Source organism: Amycolatopsis sp. lyj-112 (assembly GCF_046549055.1).
In the GTDB taxonomy this organism is placed as follows: Bacteria; Actinomycetota; Actinomycetes; order Mycobacteriales; family Pseudonocardiaceae; genus Amycolatopsis.
In genome coordinates this window covers 54,632-76,395 of sequence record NZ_JAJPWS010000021.1, presented here as the reverse complement: position 1 = coordinate 76,395, position 21,764 = coordinate 54,632, and the positions used below count along the sequence as shown (strand labels likewise).

The following is a 21,764-nucleotide window of genomic DNA, read 5'->3' as shown; positions in this document are numbered from 1 at the left end:
CCCGTTCGACCCGCCACCCGCGATCCATCCTGATGGACGACCCCGAGCACGCCCGGCTGCGCCGGATGGTGACGGCGCCGTTCACCATCAAACGCGTGGAGGCCATGCGGCCCGGCGTGCAGAAGATCGTCGACGACCTGATCGACGAGATGCTGGCCGGACCGAACCCGGCCGATCTCGTGTCGGCGTTCGCGCTTCCCATGCCCTCGCTGGTGATCTGCCGCCTGCTCGGCGTCCCGTACACCGAGCACGACTTCTTCCAGAAAGAACAGCAATGTCCTGATCAATCGCGAGACCACCCCGGAGGCCAAGGCCGCCGCCGGCGCCGCGCTGGGCGAATACCTGGACTCGCTGATCGGCGACAAACTGGCCGAACCCGGCGACGACCTGCTGTCCGGCCTCACCGAGCGGATCCGCGCCGGCGAACTGACCGGGCAGGAAGCGGCCCAGATGGGCGTGCTCATGCTGATCGCCGGGCACGAGACCACCGCCAACATGATCGCGCTCGGCACGCTCGCGCTGCTGGAACACCCGGATCAGCTCACCCTGCTCCGCGAGACGGACGACCCGAAACTGGTCGCCTCGGCGGTCGAGGAACTGCTGCGCTACCTGCACATCACGCATAACGGCCGTCGCCGCGTGGCGCTCGAGGACATCGAGATCGCCGGCCAGGTCATCCGGGCGGGCGAAGGGATCATCCTCGCCAACGACATCGCCAACCGTGATCCCGACGTCTTCACCGAACCCGATCAGCTGGACCTCCGGCGCGACTCGCGACGTCACGTGGCCTTCGGCTTCGGCGTGCATCAGTGCCTCGGCCAGCCGCTGGCGCGGATGGAACTGCAGGTCGTCTACGGCACGCTGTACCGCCGCATCCCGACCCTGCGGCTCGCCGCGGACCTCGGCGAAGTCAAGTTCAAGCACGACGGCTCGGTCTACGGGGTGTACGAACTGCCCGTAGCCTGGTGACCATGAGCGAGCCTGACCTCTCCGCGCTGCGCGAGCGAGCCGCCAAGGGCCACCGGGACGCGATCGACGAGCTGATCGAGCTCGCCGGTGAACGGGGCGATCTGGACGAACTCCGGCGGCTGGCCGACGGCGGCAGCAGTGACGCGGCCGACCAGCTGATCGAGACGGCGACCGAGCTGGGTGCGCTCGACGAGCTGCGGCGACTGGCCGAGCGAGGGAATCGGACAGCGGCGGAGCAGCTGGCCGAGCTCACCGAGGAGTAGCTCCGCCGCGAAGCGCCGGGATCAGCACGGGAAGTGCGGCCAGGAGGGCAGCGGCGCGCAGGATTCCGGCGACCGGATAAGGAACGCGAAGCCCGAACCTGTGCGCGAGCAGGCCACCGGCCAACGCACCCAGCGGCATCAAACCCCAGCCGAGCAGCCGGTAGACGCCGTTGACGCGGCCGAGCAAGGACGACGGCACGTGCTGCTGCCGGACGCTGACGGTCACGACGTTCCAGACCGTGGTCACGAAACCGCTGACGGCCAGAAGCGCACCGAGCATGGGCACATTCACGCTGAAGCCGATACCGACGAAGACGACGGCGTTCACGGCCAGGGAAACGAGCAAGGCGCAGAGGTCACCGAGCCGGGCGACCAGCCGAGTGGTCACCAGCCCACCGGCGACGCTGCCGAGCGCGGCACCGGCGAGCACCACGCCATAAGCGCCGGCGTCCAGATGCAGCTCATCGGTCACGAGCAGCACGAGAGTCGCGAAGGCGAGCTGGCCGCTGAAGGTGTTGACGCCGAGCAGCAAGGCGAGCGTACGCAGCAGACGGTGTTTCCTCAGCCAGCGCAGCCCGTCGAGAACCTTCGCGTTTCCTCCCCGGCCGCGCCCTCGTCCCGGCATCCTGGCCAGAAGCGCGGCCGCGACAACGAACGAAACGGCGTCGAGGGCGAACGGGAGAGTCCAGGCGAGCGCGAAGAGGAGACCTCCGAGGGGTGGCCCCAGAAATTGCCTGCCGACGGTCGCCGCCACCTGCTGGCTCCCGTTCGCCTGGTGCAGAAGGTGTTTCGGCACGAGGTCCGGTAGCACCGCTTGTGCCGCGTTGTCATAGAAGACGTCGCAGGTGCCGAGAGCGAACGCGAGCATGACGAGGGCGGGTATACCCATCGCGTCCGCAGCGACGAGCGCCGCGAGCACGCCGACGATCAAGGCCTGGGATGCCTGCGTCCGCCACATGAGGGTGATCCGGTCGCACCGGTCGACGACGGATCCCGCCGTCAGGGACAGCAAGAGCCAGGGCAGATACGTCGCGACGGAGACCAGCGCGATCTCCCGCGGATCACGGCTGAGCGTCACGGCCAGCAAGGGCAGCGCCGCCGTGAAGACGCCATTGCCCAGGCAATCGATCCCGGTGGCCCACCACAAACGCCGATAGGCCCGGGGCAGGCGCGCCGCGATCCGTGTCATGGGCGCATCGTGGCGACGTCTCGCGTTTTCAGGACACCCTTTAGGCCTGGGCTACATACTCGGGCGGTGGCCATGACCATCGAACTCGGCGTCGCCGAGCTGGCGGCGACGCGTTTCGCGATCTCGCCGCTGTCCGAGACCGTGGCCTGTCTGCTGCAGATCGCCGGCCTCGACCAGAACGCGGTCAATCTCCCCTGGCTGCGCTGGGCGCAGGAGGAGCTTGATCGTGAGCCCCTCGACCTCACCTGGACCTGGCCGCTGCTCGTGAACGGTCACCTCAGCTGGCCGGAGTTCCTCGTGCCCGCTCCCCAGGACTCGGGGGCGTCCATCGAAAACGACCTCGCCGCGCTGGGGCGAACCACCGAGCACCAGGTACGGGCCAGCCTCCACCGGGTCTTCGGCGAGAAGCTTCCGCACGCCGCCGCCAGGCTCGCCGAGCATCCGGCGTCCGGGCTGCGGGCGATCGGCGAAGAACTTCGTGAGGCGCATGACCGCCTTGTCGCGCCGCACTGGACGCGGATCCGGGCGGTGCTGGACGCCGACGTCGGGTATCGCGCCCGGCGACTGGCCGCGGGCGGTGCCGAGAAGTTGTTCGCGGACCTGCATCCGGACCTGCGCTGGCGCACCGACCGCGTGCTGCTCGAAGGCGACCGATGGCGACGTCCTCACTGTGTCGTCGACCGGGGGCCCGGCGGTCTGGTCCTCATCCCGGTCGTCCTCGGCTCGCCCTATGTCCTGATCAAGAGGAGCACCTCGACCCAGACCACGGTGCGCTATCCGGCACGGGGTACCGGCGCCCTGTGGACGACCGGCGCCCGATCACCCGGGGCCGGCACAGTGCGGCTGCTCGGCCGCGTGCGGGCCGAACTGCTGCAGGCGCTGTCGTCCCCCGCGACCACGACCGACCTGGCCCGGGCTCTGCGCGTGACTCCCAGCGCGGTCTCCCAGCACCTCAGAGTCCTTCGCGAGAGCGGACTTGTGGAGCGTGAGCGCACCGGCCGCAGCGTGCTCTATCTGACGACCCCGCTCGGCGAAAGCCTGCTCTGATTCAGAGCTCGATGAGCTCGACGGTCACCTTCGCGACATCACTCTCGTCGAGCCCTTCGGCCTTTCGGACCGTCTTCTTCACGGGCAGCACATAGGCGCCACGCTTGGAGTCCGGGAAGATCGACGTCCTCCACTTACTGAGGCCGATGGTCACCTGGACACGCACCGCACCGAAACCGCGGCGCGGTCCGGCGGTGATTTCTCGGATCTCCTCGGACACGTCGATGGGAAGGCTGACAAAGGTCCAGGTCTCCCCGCGCCGGGCGTCCCACACCCAGAGCTCGGCATCGAACACGACGATCATCCCCGGAGCATCACACACGACACCGACAACTTCGGCAGTCGTGAGCCCGTCCCCCGTCCCGTTGCGGTTGCCGCGAAAGCCACGACCCCTAATCCTGCGAAGGGTGCCGGAGTGAGCGTGTCGTCGAGGTGCCGAGCACTCGCGAGGCCATCCACGCCAAGGCGTCGGCCGTGCGAACCGGGCTGTCGGACGGCTGCATGATGTGGCTCAGCACGGTCCGGACCACGACGTCGATGGCCACATCGAGCTGCTCGGCGTCCAGCGGAGGACCATAAGACCGCACGCGTCCGCGCAGCATCACCCGCGCCTCGGTCAGCAGGCTGGCCGCCCGGACTGTAAGCAGCGGCAGCAGTTCCGTGTCCGCGCCGTGGGTCGCCGAGACGATGGCGCGCAGCAGGAGATTGTCGTCGGCCAGTTCGAGGACACCGCGGACGGCGTCGTGGATCGCTTCGACGAGGTCGTCGGGGTGCCGCTCGAACGCTTCACGGACGACCGACAGGAACCGGGCGAGTTCGTGCGCGATCATCGCCTCGGCCAGCATGCTCTTCGAGCCGAGTTCGTTGTAGACGGTCTGACGGCTGACGCCGACGATCTCCGCCAGCCTGCTCATGGTGACCGTGGACCACCCGGAACGCACGGTCAGCTCGATCGCCGCGGCGACGATCGGTTGCCGGTACGGACCACCCGTGACCCCGGCTGACGGTGCTTCACTCATGATCGTCATTCTAGGCCGCGGTCCCCGCGGCGAACGCCAGCGCCTCGGGCCACGGAGCACGTCCGGCGATGTGACGGCGGTACTTCATGATCTCGCGCGGCCGGTCGACGGTCAGCGCGCCGACGATCCGGTCCCCGCGCCGGTACAGCGCGGTGAACCCGTCGGACGCGGGCACGGCGACCACGACCTCGTCCGCGCGCGGGGTGCCGACGAACTGGATCCGGTGGGCGTACCAGTCCGACCAGAAGTATGGCACCGGTGCCAGGGCGCGCGCCGACTCCGGGGCGAGCGCGTGCCGGGCGGCCGCGGCACCCTGCTCCGCGGCGTTCGTCCAGTGTTCCAGCCGCATCAGGTCGCCGTCGAACAGCGAGTTCCCGGCGTGCGCGACGTCGCCGGCCGCGTAGACGCCGGGGACCCCGGTCGCGAGGGTCGCGTCGCAGACCACTCCCCCGTCGCGTTCGTGCAGCGGGACCCCGCTCCCGGCCAGCCAGCCGGTGGCCGGGACGACGCCGATACCCGCCACCACCAGATCGGCGGGCAGTACCTCTCCGGTGGAAAGCCGGACTCCGGTGACCACGCCGCCGACGGCCTCCAGGCCGGTGACCTCGGTGGACAGCCTGAGTTCCGTCCCCGCATCGCGGTGCAGCGAAGCGCACACAGCACCCGCCTCGGCCCCGACGGACCTGGCGAGCGGCACGTCCAGCGCTTCCACGATCGTCACCGGCAGGCCGCGTTTGCGTGCCGCGGCGGCGACTTCCGAGCCGATGAAACCGGCGCCGATGACGACCGTGCGCGCACCACGATCGAGTGCCGCGCGCACGGCCCGGGCGTCTTCGGCGGTGCGCAGCGTGTGCACCCCGGCGATCCCGTCGCTTCCGGGCAGGCGCCGCGCGGTGGCTCCGGTGGCGATCACCAGCGCGTCGTACGGAACCGTCCTGCCCGCCACCGACACCTCCCTCGCGGTGGCGTCGAGCCCGTCCGCCGGCGCGCCGAGCAGCAGTTCGACGCCGAATTTGTCGCGGAGCCCGGCTTCGGTGTGGAACGGTTCGACCTGGCCGGTGCCTTCCTCATCGAGGAACGACTTCGAGAGCGGCAACCGGTCGTACGGCGGGTGTTCCTCCGCGCCGATCAGCACGATCCGCCCGGCGTACCCGTCCCGGCGCGCGGCCTCCACCGCGCGCAACCCGGCCAGCGAGGCACCCACGACGACGAGGGTCATGATCAGTCCCGCAGCCGCAGCGCCAGTACCGGGCAGGCGTCGACGGCCGCCGAAAGGTCCTGCCGGTACGCCTCTTCGGGACGCTCGTCGAGCACCACCACGGTGCCGTCGTCGCCCACTTCGAAGAAGTCGGGCGCCATCGCTTCACACATGCCCAGACCGTCGCATTTGTCGCGGTCCGCCTCGATCTTCATCATGCTTCGACCCTTCCCGGTGCCACGAAATCGACCTTCTCCCGTACCCCGCAGTCCGGGCAGCACCACGAATCCGGGATCGACGACCACGGTGTGCCCGCCGGGAAACCCTCACGCGGGTCGCCGAGGTTCTCGTCGTAGACGTAGCCGCAGCCCGGGCACATCCCGCCCTCGGTCGCGTCGCCCCGGGTGTCGGCGGCGACTCGCGACCGCGCGGTGACGCGGGTGCCGTAGCGGGCCAGGATCTTCGCCCTCTTCGCGGGCTGGATGTTGGCGCGGGAGATGTCGCCATCGAAGTGCGCGAGCACGCGCGGGTCCATCACTCGGCGCCAGACCGGCGGGAACAGCGCCAGCACGATCATCCCGGCGTACCCCGTCGGCAGCACCGGCGACTCCGCGAAGTCACGCAACGTCTGGTAGCGGCGGGTCGGGTTCGCGTGGTGGTCGCTGTGCCGCTGCAGGTGATACAGCAGGACGTTGGTGGCGATGTTGTTGGAGTTCCAGCTGTGGCTCGGATCCACCCGCTCGTACCTGCGCCGCGCCGTCGGCCCGACCTTCTGCCGCCGCATCCCGTAGTGCTCCATGTAGTTCACGACTTCCAGCAGCGAGAACCCGATCACCGCCTGGATCACCAGGTACGGCAGGATTCCGATGCCCAGCCACGCGATCATCGCCACCCACAGCACCGCCGACATCAGCCAGGCGTTGAGCACGTCGTTGCCGATCCGGTACGGGTGCCGGTCACGCCGGGCGTAGCGCTTGCGCTCCAGTCCCCAGGCCGATTTCAGCGAGCCGAACACGGTACGCGGCCAGAACCGGTAGAAGCTCTCCCCGATCCGGCTGCTCGCCGGGTCTTCCGGGGTCGCCACCCGCACGTGGTGGCCGCGGTTGTGCTCGATGTAGAAGTGGCCGTAGAAGCTTTGCGCCAGCGCGATCTTCGAGAGCCAGCGTTCGTGGCTTTCCTTCTTGTGCCCCAGTTCGTGCGCGGTGTTGATGCCGATGCCGCCGATGCAGCCGATCGAGATCGCCAGGCCCACCTTGTCCACAACGGACAGATCGCCGCGGGAGATCAGCCAGAACGCGGCCACGAAACCCGCGTACTGAATCGGCAGGAACGCGAAGGTGATCCACCGGTAGTAGCGGTCCTGCTCCAGCCGTTCGATCACGTCGTCCGGCGGATTGCCGCGGTCCAGCCCTGCCAGCAGGTCGATCAGCGGGACGATCACCAGGATCACGATGGGCCCGACCCAGAACCACACGCTCCATCCGCTGGCCGCGTGCAGCCCGATCGCCAGGAACGCGAGCGAGGGGACCACCAGGCCGATCAGCCACAGGTATCGCTTCCGGTCGGTCCACCGTTCGGTCGAGCCCGCCGGGATCGTGCCCGTCATCTCGCTCATCGCACCCTCCTCCATTGGCTGGGTTTACAAAACTGTAGTCGATGTACACCCGACTTGACAAGACGTCACATTTTGTACACTCACCATTGCTTCCCCTGGTGAGAAATTGGCGATAACGTGTCTTTGTTAGGAAACTTACTTAACGAGTGACCACGCCGCGGTTCACCTTCGTCCGCCCCGAAGGAGCGCGAATGCCCCGATCCACCCGTCGAATCCGCCCCGCCTCAGCGATCACCCTCGCCGCGGCCCTGCTACTTCTCCCCACGACGACGGCCACCGCGAGCACCGAGGTGAGCACCACGTGGCCGGGCAGTTCCGGGATCGCCGACGCCGACGGCTCGAACGTCTTCGGCGGCAACCTCAGCGGCCTGTCCTTCGAAAGCCCCAGCGTGCTGTGGGCGGTGAAGAACGGCCCGGGCACGCTCTACCGCCTCGTGCGCAACGGCACGAAGTGGCAGCCCGACACCGCGAACGGCTGGTCCTCCGGCAAAGCGCTGCGCTACCGCACCGGCAAGGGCGATCCCGACGCCGAAGCCGTGGTCGCCACCCCGGACGGCGTGTTCGCGGCCACCGAACGCGACGGCGACAAGAACAAGGTGAGCGCGCTCAAGGTGCTCCGGTACGACGTGTCCGGATCGGCGAAATCCCTGACCGCCAAGGCGGAATGGGATCTGACCCCGGATCTGCCGAAGGTTTCGGCCAACGACGGCCTCGAGGCCATCTCGTGGATTCCGGACAGTGTTCTCACGGCGAAGGGGTTCGTCGACGAGCGCACCAAGGCGCCGTACTCCCCCGGCACCTATCCCGGCCACGGCAGCGGGCTCTACTTCGCCGGTCTCGAGAGCAACGGCATGATCTATGCCTACGCGCTGGACCAGGCGGGCGGGAAATACACCCGTGTGGCGAGCTTCGCGAGCGGGCTCGACTCCCTCATGGAGCTCGAATTCGAGGCCTCGACCGGTAAGCTGTGGGCGGTCTGCGACGACAACTGCGGCGGTGCCTCGGCCACCCTCGCCGTCTCCGCGCAGGGCAAGTTCGCGGTGACCGCCACGTTCGACCGTCCGGGCGGGATGCCGGACTACAACAACGAAGGTTTCGCCATCGCCCCGGAATCGACCTGCGCGACAGGCGGCAAACAGGTGATCTGGGCCGATGACGGGAGCGAAGGCGGCCACGCCCTGCGCGCCGGAACCCTTCCCTGCGGGACATCCGGGAAATGATCCGGGATTGACGCCATAACCTCATCGCTTCCGGCGCGGATCTCTTTGTGGTCCGCGCCGGAAGCGCTGTCGCGCGCCGACGACCATGGCATCAAATCGAGCCACCTTCAACAATTGTTCACCTTCGGTTCATCGGTTAGCTTGTCGGCATGAAATTCACCTACCTCGCCATTCTTCCCGCGCTCGCCGCCACTCTTCTCCAGCCGTCCGCCGCACTGGCCGACGACGGCTGGGAATCGATCGGCACCGGGATGACCTCGGGCGCCAGCGGTGTCGCCGTGCTGAGCCGGAGCGACGACCGGATCGACGCACTCGTCGTCCGGGACAACAAGAAGACCGGCGAGAATCGCGCACTGCGGGTCCGCCTCGACGACGGCGAGGTCACCGCGTCCGACCCGATCTCCTGGCCCGGCGAGCTACCGGTCGATCTGGAAGCCGTCGAAGGGGTCCCGGGTAAGGCGAACGAATACATCGCACTGGCCAGCGACGGAAAAGGCTTCCATCTCAAGCTGACCGACAAGCGCTTGAAGGTACTGGGCGGGTTCCAGGTCCCGAAGGGCGATTCCGAGGACAATTATGAGGGTTTCGCACTGAAAAAGGTGCATGGCCGATTGTTCGCGATCTGGGCCGATCGGGGTCAGGACACGCGGCCGGCGACGCTGTACTCGGCGGAGTTCTCGGTGCCGAAATTGTCCTTCAAGAAAACGAAGTCGGTCCCGTTCCGGGTCTCGTACCCCGCCACGGACGTGCGGCACGCCTCCGACGTCGAGATCACCGCCGACAACCGGGTCCTGATCTCGTCCGCGTCCGACCCCGGCGACGAAGGGCCGTTCGACTCGGCGGTCTACGCGGCCGGAGTTCTCCAGTCCGACGGTTCGATCAAGCTCTCCCCCGTTCCAGCGAAGATCGGCGACTTCCCCGGCCACAAGATCGAGGCCATGACCTGCCTCTCGAACTCGTGTGACCGCCTGCTCTACGGGACCGACGACGAGGCCGCGGGCGGACGGCTCAGGATCGCCTGACCTGCACGTTTGACGGGTTCTTTACCACCGGATACGCTCAGTTCGTTAAGAAACCTACTTAACTAATGATCGCTCTTCAGTCGATGCCCGGCCATAACGACGCCGCCCAGCGCCGGTCTTCGTCGATACAGGCACGCCGAGGAGTGCGTATGCACCGGAGAATCCCCCTGGGGGTCGCCGCCGTGGCGGCGATCGCCCTGCTGACCCAGCCCCTGATCGCCTCGGGCAGCGAGTCACAGGCCGAAACCCTCTTGTCCGCCAACAAACCCACCACCACGTCGTCGGTGGAGAACGCCACGTTCTCCGGCAACCTCGCCGTCGACGGCGACACCGCCACCCGCTGGGCGAGCGCGGAAGCCGCCGATCCACAGTGGATCGCCGTCGACCTCGGCGGCCCCGCGACGATCACCAGGGTCAAACTGCTCTGGGAAGCCGCCTACGCCAAGACCTACCAGGTACAGACCTCCGACGACGGAAAGACCTGGAAGAACGTCAAATCCGTCACCGGCGGCGACGGCGGCACGGACGAGATCACCGGGCTGAACGCCTCCGCCCGGCACGTCCGGATCAACGGCACCGCCCGCGGCACCGCCTACGGATACTCGTTGTGGGAGCTGGAGGTCCACGGCTCCCGCACCGGCGGCGGCGACATCGAACCGCCGTCGACGCCCGCCGGGCTCAAGGCGACGGCGTCCACTTCGGACAGCGTCACCCTCGGCTGGAACGCGGCGACGGACAACGTCGGCGTGACCGAGTACGAGATACTGCGCAACGGGAACGTCGTCGGCAAGTCCGCGACGACGAGCTTCGCCGACACCTCTCTGGCGTCAGGCACCGAGTTCAGCTACGCGGTGCGGGCCAGGGACGCCGCGGGCAACCTGTCCGCGGCGAGCACGGCGATCAAGGCGTCCACCCAGCCTGGAGGCGGACCCGGTGGCATCACCGTCGTCGTCGCCGGCGACATCGCCAAGGCCGAGTTCCCGTCGGAGCACCAGAAGACGGCGGCGCTGGTCACCGGGATCAACCCGCAGTACATCCTGACCGTCGGTGACAACCAGTACGACAACGGCACCATCACCGAGTTCCGGAACTTCTACGACAAGACGTGGGGCAAGTTCAAGAACATCACCAAACCCACACCGGGCAACCACGAGTGGTACGACAAGCTCAACGGGTACAAGCAGTACTTCGGTGCGGCGATCGCGACCCCGCAGGGCAAGCCGTACTACAGCTTCGACGTCGGCGACTTCCACTTCGTCGCACTGGATTCGGACCCGGTGACCGACGGGATCAGCAGCGAGCAGGTGGCGTGGCTGAAGCAGGACCTGGCGAAGAACACCAAGTCCTGTGTCGGCGGCTACTGGCACCACCCTCGCTTCAACTCCGGCCAGTACGGCGACCTGAAGAGCATCGCCCCGCTCTGGGACGAGATGGTCAAGGCCAAGGCGGACGTGGTCTTCTCCGGTCACGACCACCACTACGAGCGGCTCAAGCCGCTCAACTCGGCAGGCCGCGTCGACGAAGCCAACGGCGTCCGCTCGGCCGTGGTCGGTATCGGCGGTGACAGCCTCTACACCCAGATCAAGCCGCGTGAAGGCGTCGAGAAGTCCTTCGCCAAGCACGGGGTGATGAAGCTGACGCTCAACGGGAAGTCCTACTCCTGGGAGATCATCGGCACCGACGGAAAGGTGCTCGACAAGGCAGGGCCCTACACCTGCCGCTGACCGCCGTCGTCCGGTGCCGCGCGTTCGGGGTGCGGCACCGGGCACGGCCCCCAAGGTCCGGTCCGGAAGGAAACACGTTGAAACTCAAGACGAAACTCGCCGTGGTGCTTTCCGGGACGGTTGCCCTGGTCGCCGCCTCGGCGGTCTACATCGTGCAGGCGCAAGAGAAAAACCCGGGACGGCAGGCCGCCGACGTCGCCATCGACCGCGACAAGACCGTCGACCTGCGGGAGCCGGGCCGCCTGGTGTTCCGCAACATTTCCGCCGGGCCCGACCATGGGAAGGTCGCCTCCGTCCCGCTCGCCGCACCCGACGGCCCGCGGCGCGTCGGCCCGCTGAGCTGCGACCGGTTCTACGCGGCCGCCGACGGCGGGCTCTGTCTCGCCGGCGTGCCGAGCCCGCTGCCGAGCGCCGTCGCCCTGTCCGTCGATGCCTCGCTCACCGAGAAGAGCCGCGTCGACATCGCGGGAATCCCCAACCGTGCCAAGCTTTCCGCCGACGGCCGGATGGCCAGCTGGACCACCTTCGTCACCGGCGACTCGTATTCGCAGCCAGGCAGCTTCTCGACCCGGACGGCCATTTTGGACCGTCGGGAGGACCAGCTGTCCAGCAATATCGAGGACATCCCGCTGCTCGTCGGCGAAGAACGCCACCACGGCGAGGACGTCAACTACTGGGGTGTCACCTTCGCGGCCGACAACCGGACCTTCTACGCCACGGTGTCGACCGGCGGACGCACCTACCTCATGCGGGGCGACAACCAGGAATGGCGCGCCCACACGCTGCGGGAGAACGCGGAATGCCCCTCGTTGTCCCCCGACGGCACGAAACTCGCGTTCAAGAAACGCGTCTCGGACGACGACGCGGCGCCGTGGCGCGAGCACGTCCTCGATCTGGCGACGATGAAGGAGACCCCGCTCGCGGAGACGCGGAGTGTGGACGATCAGGTGGTGTGGCTCGACGACCGGACTATCGCGTACGGCCTGCCCGGCGAGAACGGCGGCCCGGGTGACATCTGGGCCGTGCCCGCCGACGGTTCCGGCGCGCCGCGGTTGCTCGTCGCCCAAGCCTCGTCCCCGTCGGTCACCCGGGTCTCGTAGGTGGTAAGGATGGTCGAGACCGTTCCCACCACCACGAAAACCGGAGTCACCGTGATCAGCGAAGACCTGCGCGAGCGCCGCCTCAAGATCATCGAAGAGCATATGGACACCGAGGTGACCCAGGAGTTCGACCGCACGCTGGGCACCTTCAACGGCCATCCGCACTACGAGATCATGGCCACCGGGCAGATCTTCGACGGCGACGAGGAGGTCATGGGCTACTACCGCATGACCCGTACGGCCTTCCCCGACCAGCGCCACGACAACGTCCGTCACCACGTCGCCGACGACGCGGTGATCGTCGAGTTCGACCTGCTCGGCACCAACCTCGGCGAGTTCTACGGCCGCCCGCCCACCGGCAAGGCGTTCCGCGTGCCGATCATCGCGGTGTTCTTCTTCGACGACGACCGGATCACCAACGAGCGCATCTACTTCGACGCCGCCAGCCTGATCACCCAGGCCGGGCACGCCGAACTGCTGAGCATGCTCGCGGCGGGCGAAGCCTGAACCAACGGCCGGTGATCATCGGCCGATCGGCCGATGTGACCGGCCGGGGCTGACGGAGAGGCTGACGGGGACCTCCGCCGACGAGCCTTGGAGAAACGCCCATGCCCCGCAACCGGGTGGCGACCGTGCTGCTCGTGACGACGATGGCCGCACTGGGAACCCCGGTGCTCGCCTCGGCGTCCGCAGCCCCGCCGCTGGACTGGAAACTCTGCAAGGACGTCGCCAAGGGCTGGCTCCCCGCGGACGATCAGCGCACCGAATGCGCCATGGTGACCGTTCCGGTCGACTACGCGCACCCCGACGGGCGCAAGATCGACATCGCGATCTCGCGGCAGAAGGCGACCGACCCGGCCAAGCGGAAGGGCGTGGTGTTGCTGAACCCCGGCGGCCCTGGGCAGGCCGGTATCCACGAGCCGCGGTGGCTCACGGACAGCCAGGCCGCCGGGATCGGCGTCGACCACGACCTGATCGGGTTCGATCCCCGCGGGGTCGACTACAGCGCCGACGTCGCCTGCCCGCCGCGGCCGGGCGACGACGCCGAACCGCCGTCTTCCTTGCCGGACAAGGAAAAAGCGCGGTTCGTGTTCGAACGGGACGCGAAAGTCAACCGGCGCTGCGTCGCGGCCGACCCCGAGTTCGTCCGCAACCTGACCACGGACAACGTCGCCAGGGACATGGACCGGATCCGGGAGGCACTCGGCGAGGAGAAGATCGGCTTCTACGGCGTCTCCTGGGGAACCGCGCTCGGCACCGCCTACCGCACCCTGTTCGACGGCCGCGTCGACCGGATGCTGCTGGACTCGGTCATGTCACCGACCTTCGACATGGGTGCCATGGACGACGCGATGATCGCGGCGGGCGAGGTCACCGCCCACGAGTTCGCCGCCTGGATCGCCCGCTACGACGGCGTCTACCACTTCGGCGTCACCCAGCCCGCGGTCCTCGAAGCGCTGCTGAAACTCCGCGACGAACTGACCGCGCATCCCCGGACCGTGAACGGCGTGAAAGTCGACGGCGAGACGGTGAAGGGCTACTTCGCCGGACCGCGGCGCGAAGGGGCGAACTCCGCCAAGGCGCTCGCGGCCCTGCGAGACGGCGGAACACCCGCCGCCGCGCCTGCCAAGGGATCGCGGGCCGGCTTCGGCTGGGACGTGACCCCACAGGGGCAGAACACCTTCCAGCAGACGGCGGTCCTGTGCAACGCCTCCGAGGGTCCCCGTGACTTCGAGACCATCTGGAAGCGCCGCACCGAACGTATCCGCGCGTACCCGGCCGTCGCCTCCCCCGGGTTCTGGGACGGCCGGTGCGCGGGCTGGGACCTACCGGTCCAGCCGTGGAAATTCACCAAGGGAACGAGCCCGCTGCAACTGGCCGGGCACGTGTACGAGCCGGTGACGCCGATCGGCTGGGCACTGGCCATGCGCGAACGGATCGGCGGGGCCCTGCTCACCATCGAAGACGATCATCACGGTTCGCTGTCGTCGCTGCCCTGCGCGAGCAAGGCGGTCGAGTTCTTCTCCACCGGCAAGACGAGCGACGATTCCTGCGCGGGCAAGCCGATTCCGTCGCCGGGAGTCGCCGGGTGAGGAACCGAGGCCGGCCGGCTCGGTGAACTCAGCGGGCTTCGGCCAGGGGCGGGCCGACGCAGCAGGCGCCGGTGAAGCATCCGAACGCGTCTCCCCTGGCTCTGTTCGTCCAGTTGTCGAACCGGTCGATCACGAGATCGATCTCGCTGCCGGCCTTGGCGGTGTCGATTCCGCGGCCGGTGAAGAGCAGACGGACGGTGTCGGTGATTTCGGTCTTCATGCGACTCACTCCCGGGACGTTCAGTGTTTCCTCGGCAGCGAAATAGTCCGTCACCGGAGCGTCTTCCTCCAGTGCTATCCGTCATTCCGGGCTCGTGCTTTTCGACTACGCCATCGGCGCGGCCGGCGTTCATCCGTTCGGGCTCACCCTCGGGTCAGCCGCCGAGACGCGAAAGGCCGAACGCCGTGAGGAAGCCGGCGACGGTGATCAGGCCGGTCCACAGATGCGCGTCGTCGAACGCCTCCGGGATCATCGTGTCGGCGATCATGGCGAGGATCGCCCCGCCGGCCAGCGCGGTGATCGCGGCGAGGACCACGCCCGAGGCGTCGCCGAGCAGACCGTAGCCGAGCAGGGCAGCCAGACCACTGAGCGCGGCGATCCCACTCCACAGCGTGAACACGTAGCGAGGGCCGCGGCCCGCTCGCTTCATTCCCGAGGCGCTGGACAGGCCTTCGGGGACGTTGCTGATGAAGACAGCCGCCACGGTCACGACACTGACGCCTCCCCCGCCGAGCAGGCTGGTGCCGATCACGATGGATTCGGGGATTCCGTCCAGGAGCGCGCCGAGGGCGATCGCCGTACCGGAACCGGCCTGGTCCGCTTCGGAAGGCTGCTGACCGCCCGAACGTTTGCGATGCCGGGCGCCGCGGCGGGCCAGCGCGATGTTGGCGAGGGTGTAGATCAGGGCGCCGCCCAGTGCCCCCAGAGCGGTCGGGAGGAAACCGCCCCGTTCGTGGGCCTCGCCGATCAGTTCGAACGAGACGGCCGAGATCAGCACGCCGCTGCCGAAGGCCATCACACTGGCCACGACCTTGGTCCGGATCCGGACCAGATAGCCGATCGACGCGCCGAGCAGCAACGCGGAGCCGCCCACCAGGCCCCAGCCTCCGGCCGCGAGCAGTTCCCACACGCGTCCTGTCGCCTCCTCAGTCTTTCCGACCCTCAGTCTGTCCGACAGCGGCCCCGGTCGCCCGCCGGCCGCACGACGAAAACGTCCGGGCCCGCCGCGAAAAGCGACAGGCCCGGACGTTCAGGTCGAACAGGCTGGAACGGGTCAGACGACGTCGTACCGGTCGAGGTTCATCACCTTGTCGAACGCGGCGACGAAGTCACGGACGAACTTCTCCTTCGCGTCGTCGCTGGCGTAGACCTCCGCCACCGCGCGAAGCTCGGAGTTCGAACCGAACACCAGGTCGTTCCGGCTGCCGGTCCACTTGACCGCACCGGTCGAGTCGCGGCCCTCGAACGTCTCCGCGTCGGCGGCCGTCGCGGTCCACTTCACGCCCATGTCGAGCAGGTTCACGAAGAAGTCGTTGGTCAGGGACCCCGGCTTGTCGGTGAACACGCCCAGCTTCGACCCCTGGGTGTTGGCGCCCAGGACACGCAGACCGCCGATGAGCACGGTCAGCTCGGGCGCGCTCAGGTTCAGCAGGTTCGCGCGGTCGATGAGCAGGTACTCGGCCGGAAGACGGTGGCCCTTGCCGCGGTGGTTGCGGAAGCCGTCGATGGCCGGCTCCAGCGCGGCGAACGACTCGACGTCGGTCTGCTCCTGCGAAGCGTCAGTGCGGCCCGGCGTGAACGGCACGGTGACCTCGTGGCCGCCGTCCTTGGCCGCCCGCTCGACGGCCGCGACGCCGCCCAGCACGATCAGGTCGGCCAGCGAGACCTTCTTGCCGCCGGTCTGGGCGCTGTTGAACGACTCCTGGACATTTTCCAGGGTCCGCAGCACCTGAGCCAGCGTCTGCGGGTCGTTGACCTCCCAGTCGCGCTGCGGCTCGAGGCGGATGCGGGCACCGTTCGCGCCACCGCGCTTGTCACTGCCGCGGAACGTCGAGGCCGACGCCCACGCGGTCGAGACCAGCTGGGAGACCGAAAGGCCCGAAGCGAGCAGCTTCTCCTTGAGGGAGGCGATGTCCGCGTCGTCGATCAGTTCGTGGTCGACGGCCGGAACCGGGTCCTGCCAGATCAGCGTCTCCTGCGGGACCAGCGGTCCGAGGTAACGCTGGATCGGGCCCATGTCGCGGTGGGTCAGCTTGTACCAGGCGCGGGCGAAGGCGTCCGCGAACTGGTCCGGGTTGTCCAGGAACCGGCGCGAGATCTGCTCGTACACCGGGTCGAACCGCAGCGCGAGGTCCGTGGTGAGCATCGTCGGCGGGCGCTTGAGCTCACCGGATTCGGGGTCGGGCACGGTGTTCGCGCCGGCGCCGTCCTTGGGCTGCCACTGGTGGGCACCCGCCGGGCTCTTGGTCAGCTCCCACTCGAAGCCGAACAGGTTCTGGAAGAAACCGTGGCTCCACTGGGTCGGCGTGGCGGTCCAGGTGACCTCGAGGCCACTGGTGATCGCGTCCCGGCCCTTGCCGCTGCCGAAGGAGTTCTTCCAGCCCAGGGACTGCTCCTCGATCGAGGCGCCTTCGGGCTCGGCACCGACGTACTCGTCGGGGTCGGCCGCACCGTGGGTCTTGCCGAAGGTGTGGCCGCCGGCGATCAGCGCGACGGTCTCCTCGTCGTTCATCGCCATACGGCGGAAGGTCTCGCGGATGTCGCGGGCGGCGGCCAGCGGGTCCGGGTTGCCGTTCGGGCCTTCCGGGTTCACGTAGATGAGACCCATCTGCACGGCGGCCAGCGGGCCTTCGAGCTCGCGGTCACCGGTGTAGCGCTCGTCGCCGAGCCAGGTGCGCTCGGGACCCCAGTACACGTCCTCGTCCGGCTCCCAGACGTCGGCGCGGCCACCGGCGAAGCCGAAGGTCTTGAAGCCCATGGTCTCCAGCGCGCGGTTGCCGGTGAAGATCATCAGGTCGGCCCACGAGATCTTGCGGCCGTACTTCTGCTTGACCGGCCACAGCAGGCGGCGGGCCTTGTCCAGGTTGCCGTTGTCCGGCCAGCTGTTGAGCGGGGCGAAACGCTGCATGCCGGCGCCCGCGCCACCGCGGCCGTCCTCGATGCGATAGGTGCCCGCGCTGTGCCACGCCATGCGGATCATGAGGCCGCCGTAGTGGCCGAAGTCCGCCGGCCACCACTCCTGCGAGGTCGTCAGGACGGCGTCGACGTCCGCGGCGAGCGCGTCGAGGTCGACGGTCTTGAACTCGGCGGAGTAGTCGAAGCCCTCGCCCATGGGGTCGGCCACGGCGGGGTGCTTCCGGAGAATCTTCAGGTTGAGCTGGTTCGGCCACCAGTCACGGTTGTCCGCGCCTTCGGTGGGGTGGTTGAGGCGCCCGGCCGAGACAGGGCACCCGCCCGCGCTCTCTTCGTTCATTTCGCCAACGACGGCGTCAGGGCTGTCAGACACGGGAATCCTTCCGGGAGAAACTTCGGCAGTGCTCAGGAACGGGGTTCGGTCGCGCAGTCGGGGCACAGGCCCCAGTAGATGACTTCGGCCTCTTCGATCACGAAACCGTGGTCTTCCGACGCGCTCAAACAGGGGGCGGGACCGACGGCGCAGTCGACGTCGGCGATGACACCACATGATCGACACACAACGTGGTGGTGGTTGTCCCCGACCCGGGACTCATAGCGTGCTACGGACCCGGCCGGCTGGATTCGCCGGACGAGGCCCGCGGTGGTCAGTGCCCGCAACACGTCGTAGATGGCTTGGTGGGAAACCTCTCCGAGCACCGTACGCACGGCACCGATGATCGAGTCGGTGTCGGCGTGCGGGTGGTCGCGTACCGCGGTCAGCACGGCCAGCCGAGGACGCGTCACGCGGAGGGACGCCCCGCGCAGCATTCGCTCGAAGTCCGGAGTCGTGGGCACGACCGCAGTCTGGACCATTTTCTGGAATGAATCAAGTCAAGGGTCACCCGGGCGTGTCCTGGCCACTGGGGACGAGAGGCCTGGTCCGGCCGGCCGCGAGAGGCCAGGGTCACAGGGTCGTGACGAGAGACTGTGTGGATTTTGGGACATCTGACGTCCCAAAATCCACACAGTCACGGGGTTTCGGCCGCGGCAACGCGGCGGCCACCAGCCCTAGATGAGTGATTCCGTGAAGATCGTGTGAAGTGTGGACCCATGAAGACCCCTGCTCCGAGCGTGCCGAGAACTTGAACGGTAGCGACCTCACTCTCCTCCGACCATCCACAAAGGACACCAGTCGCGCGAAATGCCCGATTGACTACCCTTTGTCCATATTCCGAAGCGCGTGAGGGCCACCCTCAGGGACTCTGAGTCCCTGAGGGTGGCCCTCACGCACCTACCTGGTTCCCAGACGGGCACCTCAAAGGTCAAGGGCAGGTCACCGAAGCCGCAAACCCCAGTCCGATCACACCAACTTCACGGAATCACCCATCTAGTGGCCCTCCCGCCCCAGGAGTTCCCGCACCCGCTCTTGCAGCGCCTCCGTCGGGTAGGCCTTCACCTGGGCGCCGGCCATCCGCACCGGGTCGCCGAAGAAGAAGTACTCGTACAGCGACTCCCGCCCGGCGAAACCGGACACCGACGCGTCGAGCGCCAGCTTGAACAGCCGCGCGCGCTCCTTCGCGGACAGCGTGGCCGACTGGAGGTAGGTGTCGAGGTCGGGCCGGCCGTCGGTCTCGAAGTCCGCCTCGCCGGGCAGTGCCATCAGGCCGGACGCCGAGAACTTGCGGATGATCTCGGTCAGCCGCGGGGAAACCTGGGTGGGGTACCAGTTCCGGGCGGCGTTGAGCACTTCCCATTTGGGCAGGAAGACGCCGTCCTCGCTCACCGAGCCGTCGGCCTCGGCCGCGCGCAAGACGGCCTTCTCCAGTTCGACGTAGGAGATCAGCTCCGACAGGTCCTGCTGGATGTGCTGGAACCCGCCGATCCCGATCGCGGCGGCGATCTCACTGGCGAGGCCGAGATAGAACTCCGTCTTGGCCAGTGTGCGGGTGACGACCTGGTGGGTCATCAGCGCGCCCGCGCCGGTCTCGGCGTACCAGGCGTTGCACAGTTCCGGGTGTCCCAGCAGGAAGACTCGCTCGTTCGGGATGAACACGTCGTCGAACACCACGACCGCGTCCATCTCTTCGAACCGCGAGGCGAGCGGCTCGTCGAAGTGTGAGCGCCCGTGGTCGAGACCGGCGCGGCAGAAGTACTTCAGGCCGGGCGCGTCGTTCGGGACGGCGAAAGCGTACGAGTACGGGGCGTCTTCCGGAGTACCTCGCAGGACCGTCGACGGGAACACCAGGAGTTCGTCGGCGATCGGCGCGATCGTGGCGAGCATGCGGGCGCCGCGGACGACGATGCCGTCTTCCCGCTCTTCGATGACTTTGGCCGAGAGGTTGCCGCCGCCCTGCTGGCTTCCGGACACGGAACGGTTGACCTGCGGCGGGATCAGGGTGTGCGTCGCGAGCAAGTCGTTCTCCCGCGCTATTTCGTAGTACTTCTCGATCCGCTCGCCGAAGACGGGATCCGCCTGGGAGAAGAACTTCTTCGCGGACGAAAGCGCGGTGAGCGACGAGTTCATGTAGTCGCCGGTGCGCCCGAGGAAACCGTTGGAGTACCGGGCCCACGCGGAGAACGCGGCACGACGGCGCTTGAGGTCCTCTTCCGTGCGCGGCACCAGGAACGACGTGGCGACGCGATCGCCGGTCGTCGGAGACTCGTAGGTCAGCACGTCGCGGTGCGCCGGGTCGTGCTGCAGGTCGAACAGCTTCGCGTAGGTCAGCGCGTTGTTGCGGAACGCCGGGTGCTCGGCGACCTTCGAGGTCACCTTCTCACCGTCGACGTACAGCTCCGGCGTCATCGCGTTGAGCTTGTCGAGGTACTGCTGTCCGGTGCGGGCTCCCATGTCGTGCTCCCTTTCATGTGGACGTCGGTGTCAGAACAGGGATTCGTGGCCTTGGGTGGATTCCCGGATCGTCGAGAACTGCCCGTCGACGAAGCCGAGCGCGTCACCCGCGCGGTAGTCGAACTCCTGCACCTCGCCGAGGAACAGGGTGTGGTCGCCGCCGTCGTAGGCGGCCCACGGCGTGCAGTCGAACCAGCTCAGAACGCCGCCGAGCCGCGGCGCGTGGCCGCCTTCGACCCACACCGGCGCACCTTCGGGAGTCGTCCGCCCGGCGAAGTTCATCGCCAGCGCCTGCTGTTCCGCGCCGAGGACGTTCACCGCGAACGAGCACCCTTCAAGGAGGTCGTGGCTCTTCACCGTGCGCTGGATCGAAACCAGCACGAGTGGCGGGTCCATCGAGACCGCGGTGAAGGAGTTCACCGTCAGCCCATGTCGCTTCACGGTTCCTTCGGCCGTGGTGGCATCGAAGGTCACCACCGCGACGCCCGTGGCGAACCGGCCGAGACAGCCGCGGAAGAACTGCGCCGGTGGCCGGTAGAGGCTCGAACCGGGCAGGAAACTGGTTTCGCGTGACATCATCGTCTGTTCCTGTTCTATAATCGAACAGCCAGTTCAACTATCGAAATGGATCGTATACGATGGTTTCGGAGTCACGCAAGGGTCCGGCGGCGTCCCAAACGCTCAGCCGCGGCATCCAGGTACTGGAAGTCCTTGCCGACGCGCAAGAAGCGCTGACCGTCGACCGGATCGCCGAACGGCTCGGTGTGCATCGGTCGATCGCCTACCGGCTCATCCGCACTCTCGAGGACCACGGGCTGGTCACGCGCGACGCCGCCGGCCGGATCGAGCTCGGCGCGCGGCTGGCCGCGCTCGCCGCGGGGATCGCCCACGACCTTCAGGCCGCCGCGCTGCCCGAACTGACCGCCGTCGCGAACGAACTCGGCATGACGTGTTTCGTGGCGGTGCTGGACCGCGAAGAGTGCGTGACCCTGGTCAGCGTGGAACCCCGGCACGCCATCGCGTCGGTCGCGCAGCGCCCGGGGTCCAGGCATCCGTTCACCGCCGGCGCTCCGGGCCGCGCGGTGCTTTCCCAGTTGCCGGCCGAAGAATGGCCGGAAGGGGTCACGAAAGAAGTCCGTGAAGTGACTGCTCGCGGATACGCGGACAGCCACGGTGAAGTGATCGAGAACCTCAGTTCAGTCGCCGTCCCGCTCCCCCTGCGCGGGCACAGCCCGGCGGCGCTCGCCGTGGTCTATCTGTCGAGTGCGCACGGCCCGGCGGAACTGGCGGAACGGCTCAGGGCGGCGGCAAAGGCCGTCCGTGACGCTCTCGGAGGCTGAGC

Annotated in this window: 21 protein-coding genes and 1 pseudogene; 10 read left to right on the top strand and 12 right to left on the bottom strand. The window is 68.0% G+C overall.

Features of this window, described 5'->3' with window-relative positions:
* Window positions 1–26 precede the first annotated feature (26 nt).
* Both ACLJRL_RS38820 and ACLJRL_RS38815 read left to right on the top strand, forming a co-directional pair.
* Window positions 27–969: pseudogene (locus ACLJRL_RS38820) on the top strand (cytochrome P450); the annotation flags it as partial.
* A gap of 2 nt (window positions 970–971) precedes the next feature.
* A complete protein-coding gene (locus tag ACLJRL_RS38815; protein ID WP_410661391.1) occupies window positions 972–1,232 on the top strand; it encodes a hypothetical protein in 261 nt (86 codons plus the stop codon).
* Here ACLJRL_RS38815 and ACLJRL_RS38810 read toward each other — a convergent pair.
* Entirely contained in the window at window positions 1,219–2,421 is a 1,203-nt protein-coding gene (locus ACLJRL_RS38810; RefSeq protein ID WP_410661390.1) for an MFS transporter, read from the bottom strand. The two genes, ACLJRL_RS38815 and ACLJRL_RS38810, sit on opposite strands and share 14 nt — an antisense overlap.
* Before the next feature lie 72 nt (window positions 2,422–2,493).
* Between ACLJRL_RS38810 and ACLJRL_RS38805 the strand changes: the two genes are divergently transcribed.
* The gene (locus ACLJRL_RS38805; protein WP_410661423.1) at window positions 2,494–3,468 is read left to right on the top strand and encodes an ArsR/SmtB family transcription factor; all 975 of its coding nucleotides are present in this window, start codon (window positions 2,494–2,496) and stop codon (window positions 3,466–3,468) included.
* Between the two features lies 1 nt (window position 3,469).
* Here ACLJRL_RS38805 and ACLJRL_RS38800 read toward each other — a convergent pair whose 3' ends face one another.
* The 5 genes from ACLJRL_RS38800 to ACLJRL_RS38780 form a co-directional block, all read right to left on the bottom strand.
* The gene (locus ACLJRL_RS38800) at window positions 3,470–3,772 is read right to left on the bottom strand and encodes a DUF1905 domain-containing protein (RefSeq protein WP_410661389.1); all 303 of its coding nucleotides are present in this window, start codon (window positions 3,770–3,772) and stop codon (window positions 3,470–3,472) included.
* An 88-nt stretch (window positions 3,773–3,860) separates the two neighbouring features.
* A complete protein-coding gene (locus tag ACLJRL_RS38795; protein ID WP_410661388.1) occupies window positions 3,861–4,496 on the bottom strand; it encodes a TetR family transcriptional regulator in 636 nt (211 codons plus the stop codon).
* Between the two features lies 1 nt (window position 4,497).
* Complete coding sequence (locus ACLJRL_RS38790) at window positions 4,498–5,706, bottom strand: NAD(P)/FAD-dependent oxidoreductase (RefSeq protein WP_410661387.1); 1,209 nt, start codon at window positions 5,704–5,706, stop codon at window positions 4,498–4,500.
* 2 nt (window positions 5,707–5,708) lie between these two features.
* The gene (locus ACLJRL_RS38785) at window positions 5,709–5,903 is read right to left on the bottom strand and encodes a ferredoxin (protein ID WP_410661386.1); all 195 of its coding nucleotides are present in this window, start codon (window positions 5,901–5,903) and stop codon (window positions 5,709–5,711) included.
* Window positions 5,900–7,300: a fatty acid desaturase gene (locus ACLJRL_RS38780; RefSeq protein WP_410661385.1), complete on the bottom strand. Its 1,401-nt coding sequence runs from the start codon at window positions 7,298–7,300 to the stop codon at window positions 5,900–5,902. The genes ACLJRL_RS38785 and ACLJRL_RS38780 overlap by 4 nt, the downstream gene beginning before the upstream one ends.
* Window positions 7,301–7,491: 191 nt before the next feature.
* On the opposite strand from ACLJRL_RS38780, the gene ACLJRL_RS38775 reads away from it, so the two are divergent.
* The 6 genes from ACLJRL_RS38775 to ACLJRL_RS38750 all read left to right on the top strand — a co-directional run bounded on the left by ACLJRL_RS38775 (window position 7,492) and on the right by ACLJRL_RS38750 (window position 14,459).
* Entirely contained in the window at window positions 7,492–8,520 is a 1,029-nt protein-coding gene (locus tag ACLJRL_RS38775; RefSeq protein WP_410661384.1) for a hypothetical protein, read from the top strand.
* A 149-nt stretch (window positions 8,521–8,669) separates the two neighbouring features.
* Complete coding sequence (locus tag ACLJRL_RS38770; protein ID WP_410661383.1) at window positions 8,670–9,542, top strand: hypothetical protein; 873 nt, start codon at window positions 8,670–8,672, stop codon at window positions 9,540–9,542.
* Window positions 9,543–9,691: 149 nt separating this feature from the next.
* Window positions 9,692–11,266 (top strand): discoidin domain-containing protein, encoded by a 1,575-nt coding sequence (locus tag ACLJRL_RS38765; RefSeq protein ID WP_410661382.1) that lies wholly within the window; start codon window positions 9,692–9,694, stop codon window positions 11,264–11,266.
* A gap of 77 nt (window positions 11,267–11,343) precedes the next feature.
* On the top strand, window positions 11,344–12,366 hold the full coding sequence (locus tag ACLJRL_RS38760) for a TolB family protein (protein ID WP_410661381.1): 1,023 nt from the start codon (window positions 11,344–11,346) through the stop codon (window positions 12,364–12,366).
* Window positions 12,367–12,375: 9 nt separating this feature from the next.
* A complete protein-coding gene (locus tag ACLJRL_RS38755) occupies window positions 12,376–12,873 on the top strand; it encodes an ester cyclase (RefSeq protein ID WP_410661380.1) in 498 nt (165 codons plus the stop codon).
* A 101-nt stretch (window positions 12,874–12,974) separates the two neighbouring features.
* Entirely contained in the window at window positions 12,975–14,459 is a 1,485-nt protein-coding gene (locus tag ACLJRL_RS38750; RefSeq protein ID WP_410661379.1) for an alpha/beta fold hydrolase, read from the top strand.
* A 28-nt stretch (window positions 14,460–14,487) separates the two neighbouring features.
* Here ACLJRL_RS38750 and ACLJRL_RS38745 read toward each other — a convergent pair whose 3' ends face one another.
* The 6 genes from ACLJRL_RS38745 to ACLJRL_RS38720 all read right to left on the bottom strand — a co-directional run bounded on the left by ACLJRL_RS38745 (window position 14,488) and on the right by ACLJRL_RS38720 (window position 21,001).
* Window positions 14,488–14,679, bottom strand: a complete 192-nt coding sequence (locus tag ACLJRL_RS38745) for a hypothetical protein (RefSeq protein WP_410661378.1) — start codon at window positions 14,677–14,679, stop codon at window positions 14,488–14,490.
* 154 nt (window positions 14,680–14,833) lie between these two features.
* A complete protein-coding gene (locus ACLJRL_RS38740; protein ID WP_410661377.1) occupies window positions 14,834–15,589 on the bottom strand; it encodes a ZIP family metal transporter in 756 nt (251 codons plus the stop codon).
* Between the two features lie 144 nt (window positions 15,590–15,733).
* Complete coding sequence (katG, locus tag ACLJRL_RS38735; RefSeq protein ID WP_410661376.1) at window positions 15,734–17,965, bottom strand: catalase/peroxidase HPI; 2,232 nt, start codon at window positions 17,963–17,965, stop codon at window positions 15,734–15,736.
* Window positions 17,966–17,997: 32 nt separating this feature from the next.
* A complete protein-coding gene (locus tag ACLJRL_RS38730; RefSeq protein ID WP_410661375.1) occupies window positions 17,998–18,429 on the bottom strand; it encodes a Fur family transcriptional regulator in 432 nt (143 codons plus the stop codon).
* Between the two features lie 532 nt (window positions 18,430–18,961).
* The gene (gene hpaB, locus ACLJRL_RS38725; RefSeq protein WP_410661374.1) at window positions 18,962–20,422 is read right to left on the bottom strand and encodes a 4-hydroxyphenylacetate 3-monooxygenase, oxygenase component; all 1,461 of its coding nucleotides are present in this window, start codon (window positions 20,420–20,422) and stop codon (window positions 18,962–18,964) included.
* A 30-nt stretch (window positions 20,423–20,452) separates the two neighbouring features.
* Window positions 20,453–21,001: a flavin reductase family protein gene (locus ACLJRL_RS38720; RefSeq protein WP_410661373.1), complete on the bottom strand. Its 549-nt coding sequence runs from the start codon at window positions 20,999–21,001 to the stop codon at window positions 20,453–20,455.
* A gap of 59 nt (window positions 21,002–21,060) precedes the next feature.
* Here ACLJRL_RS38720 and ACLJRL_RS38715 point away from each other — a divergent pair, with 59 nt between their 5' ends.
* On the top strand, window positions 21,061–21,762 hold the full coding sequence (locus tag ACLJRL_RS38715; protein WP_410661372.1) for an IclR family transcriptional regulator: 702 nt from the start codon (window positions 21,061–21,063) through the stop codon (window positions 21,760–21,762).
* Window positions 21,763–21,764: the final 2 nt, after the last annotated feature.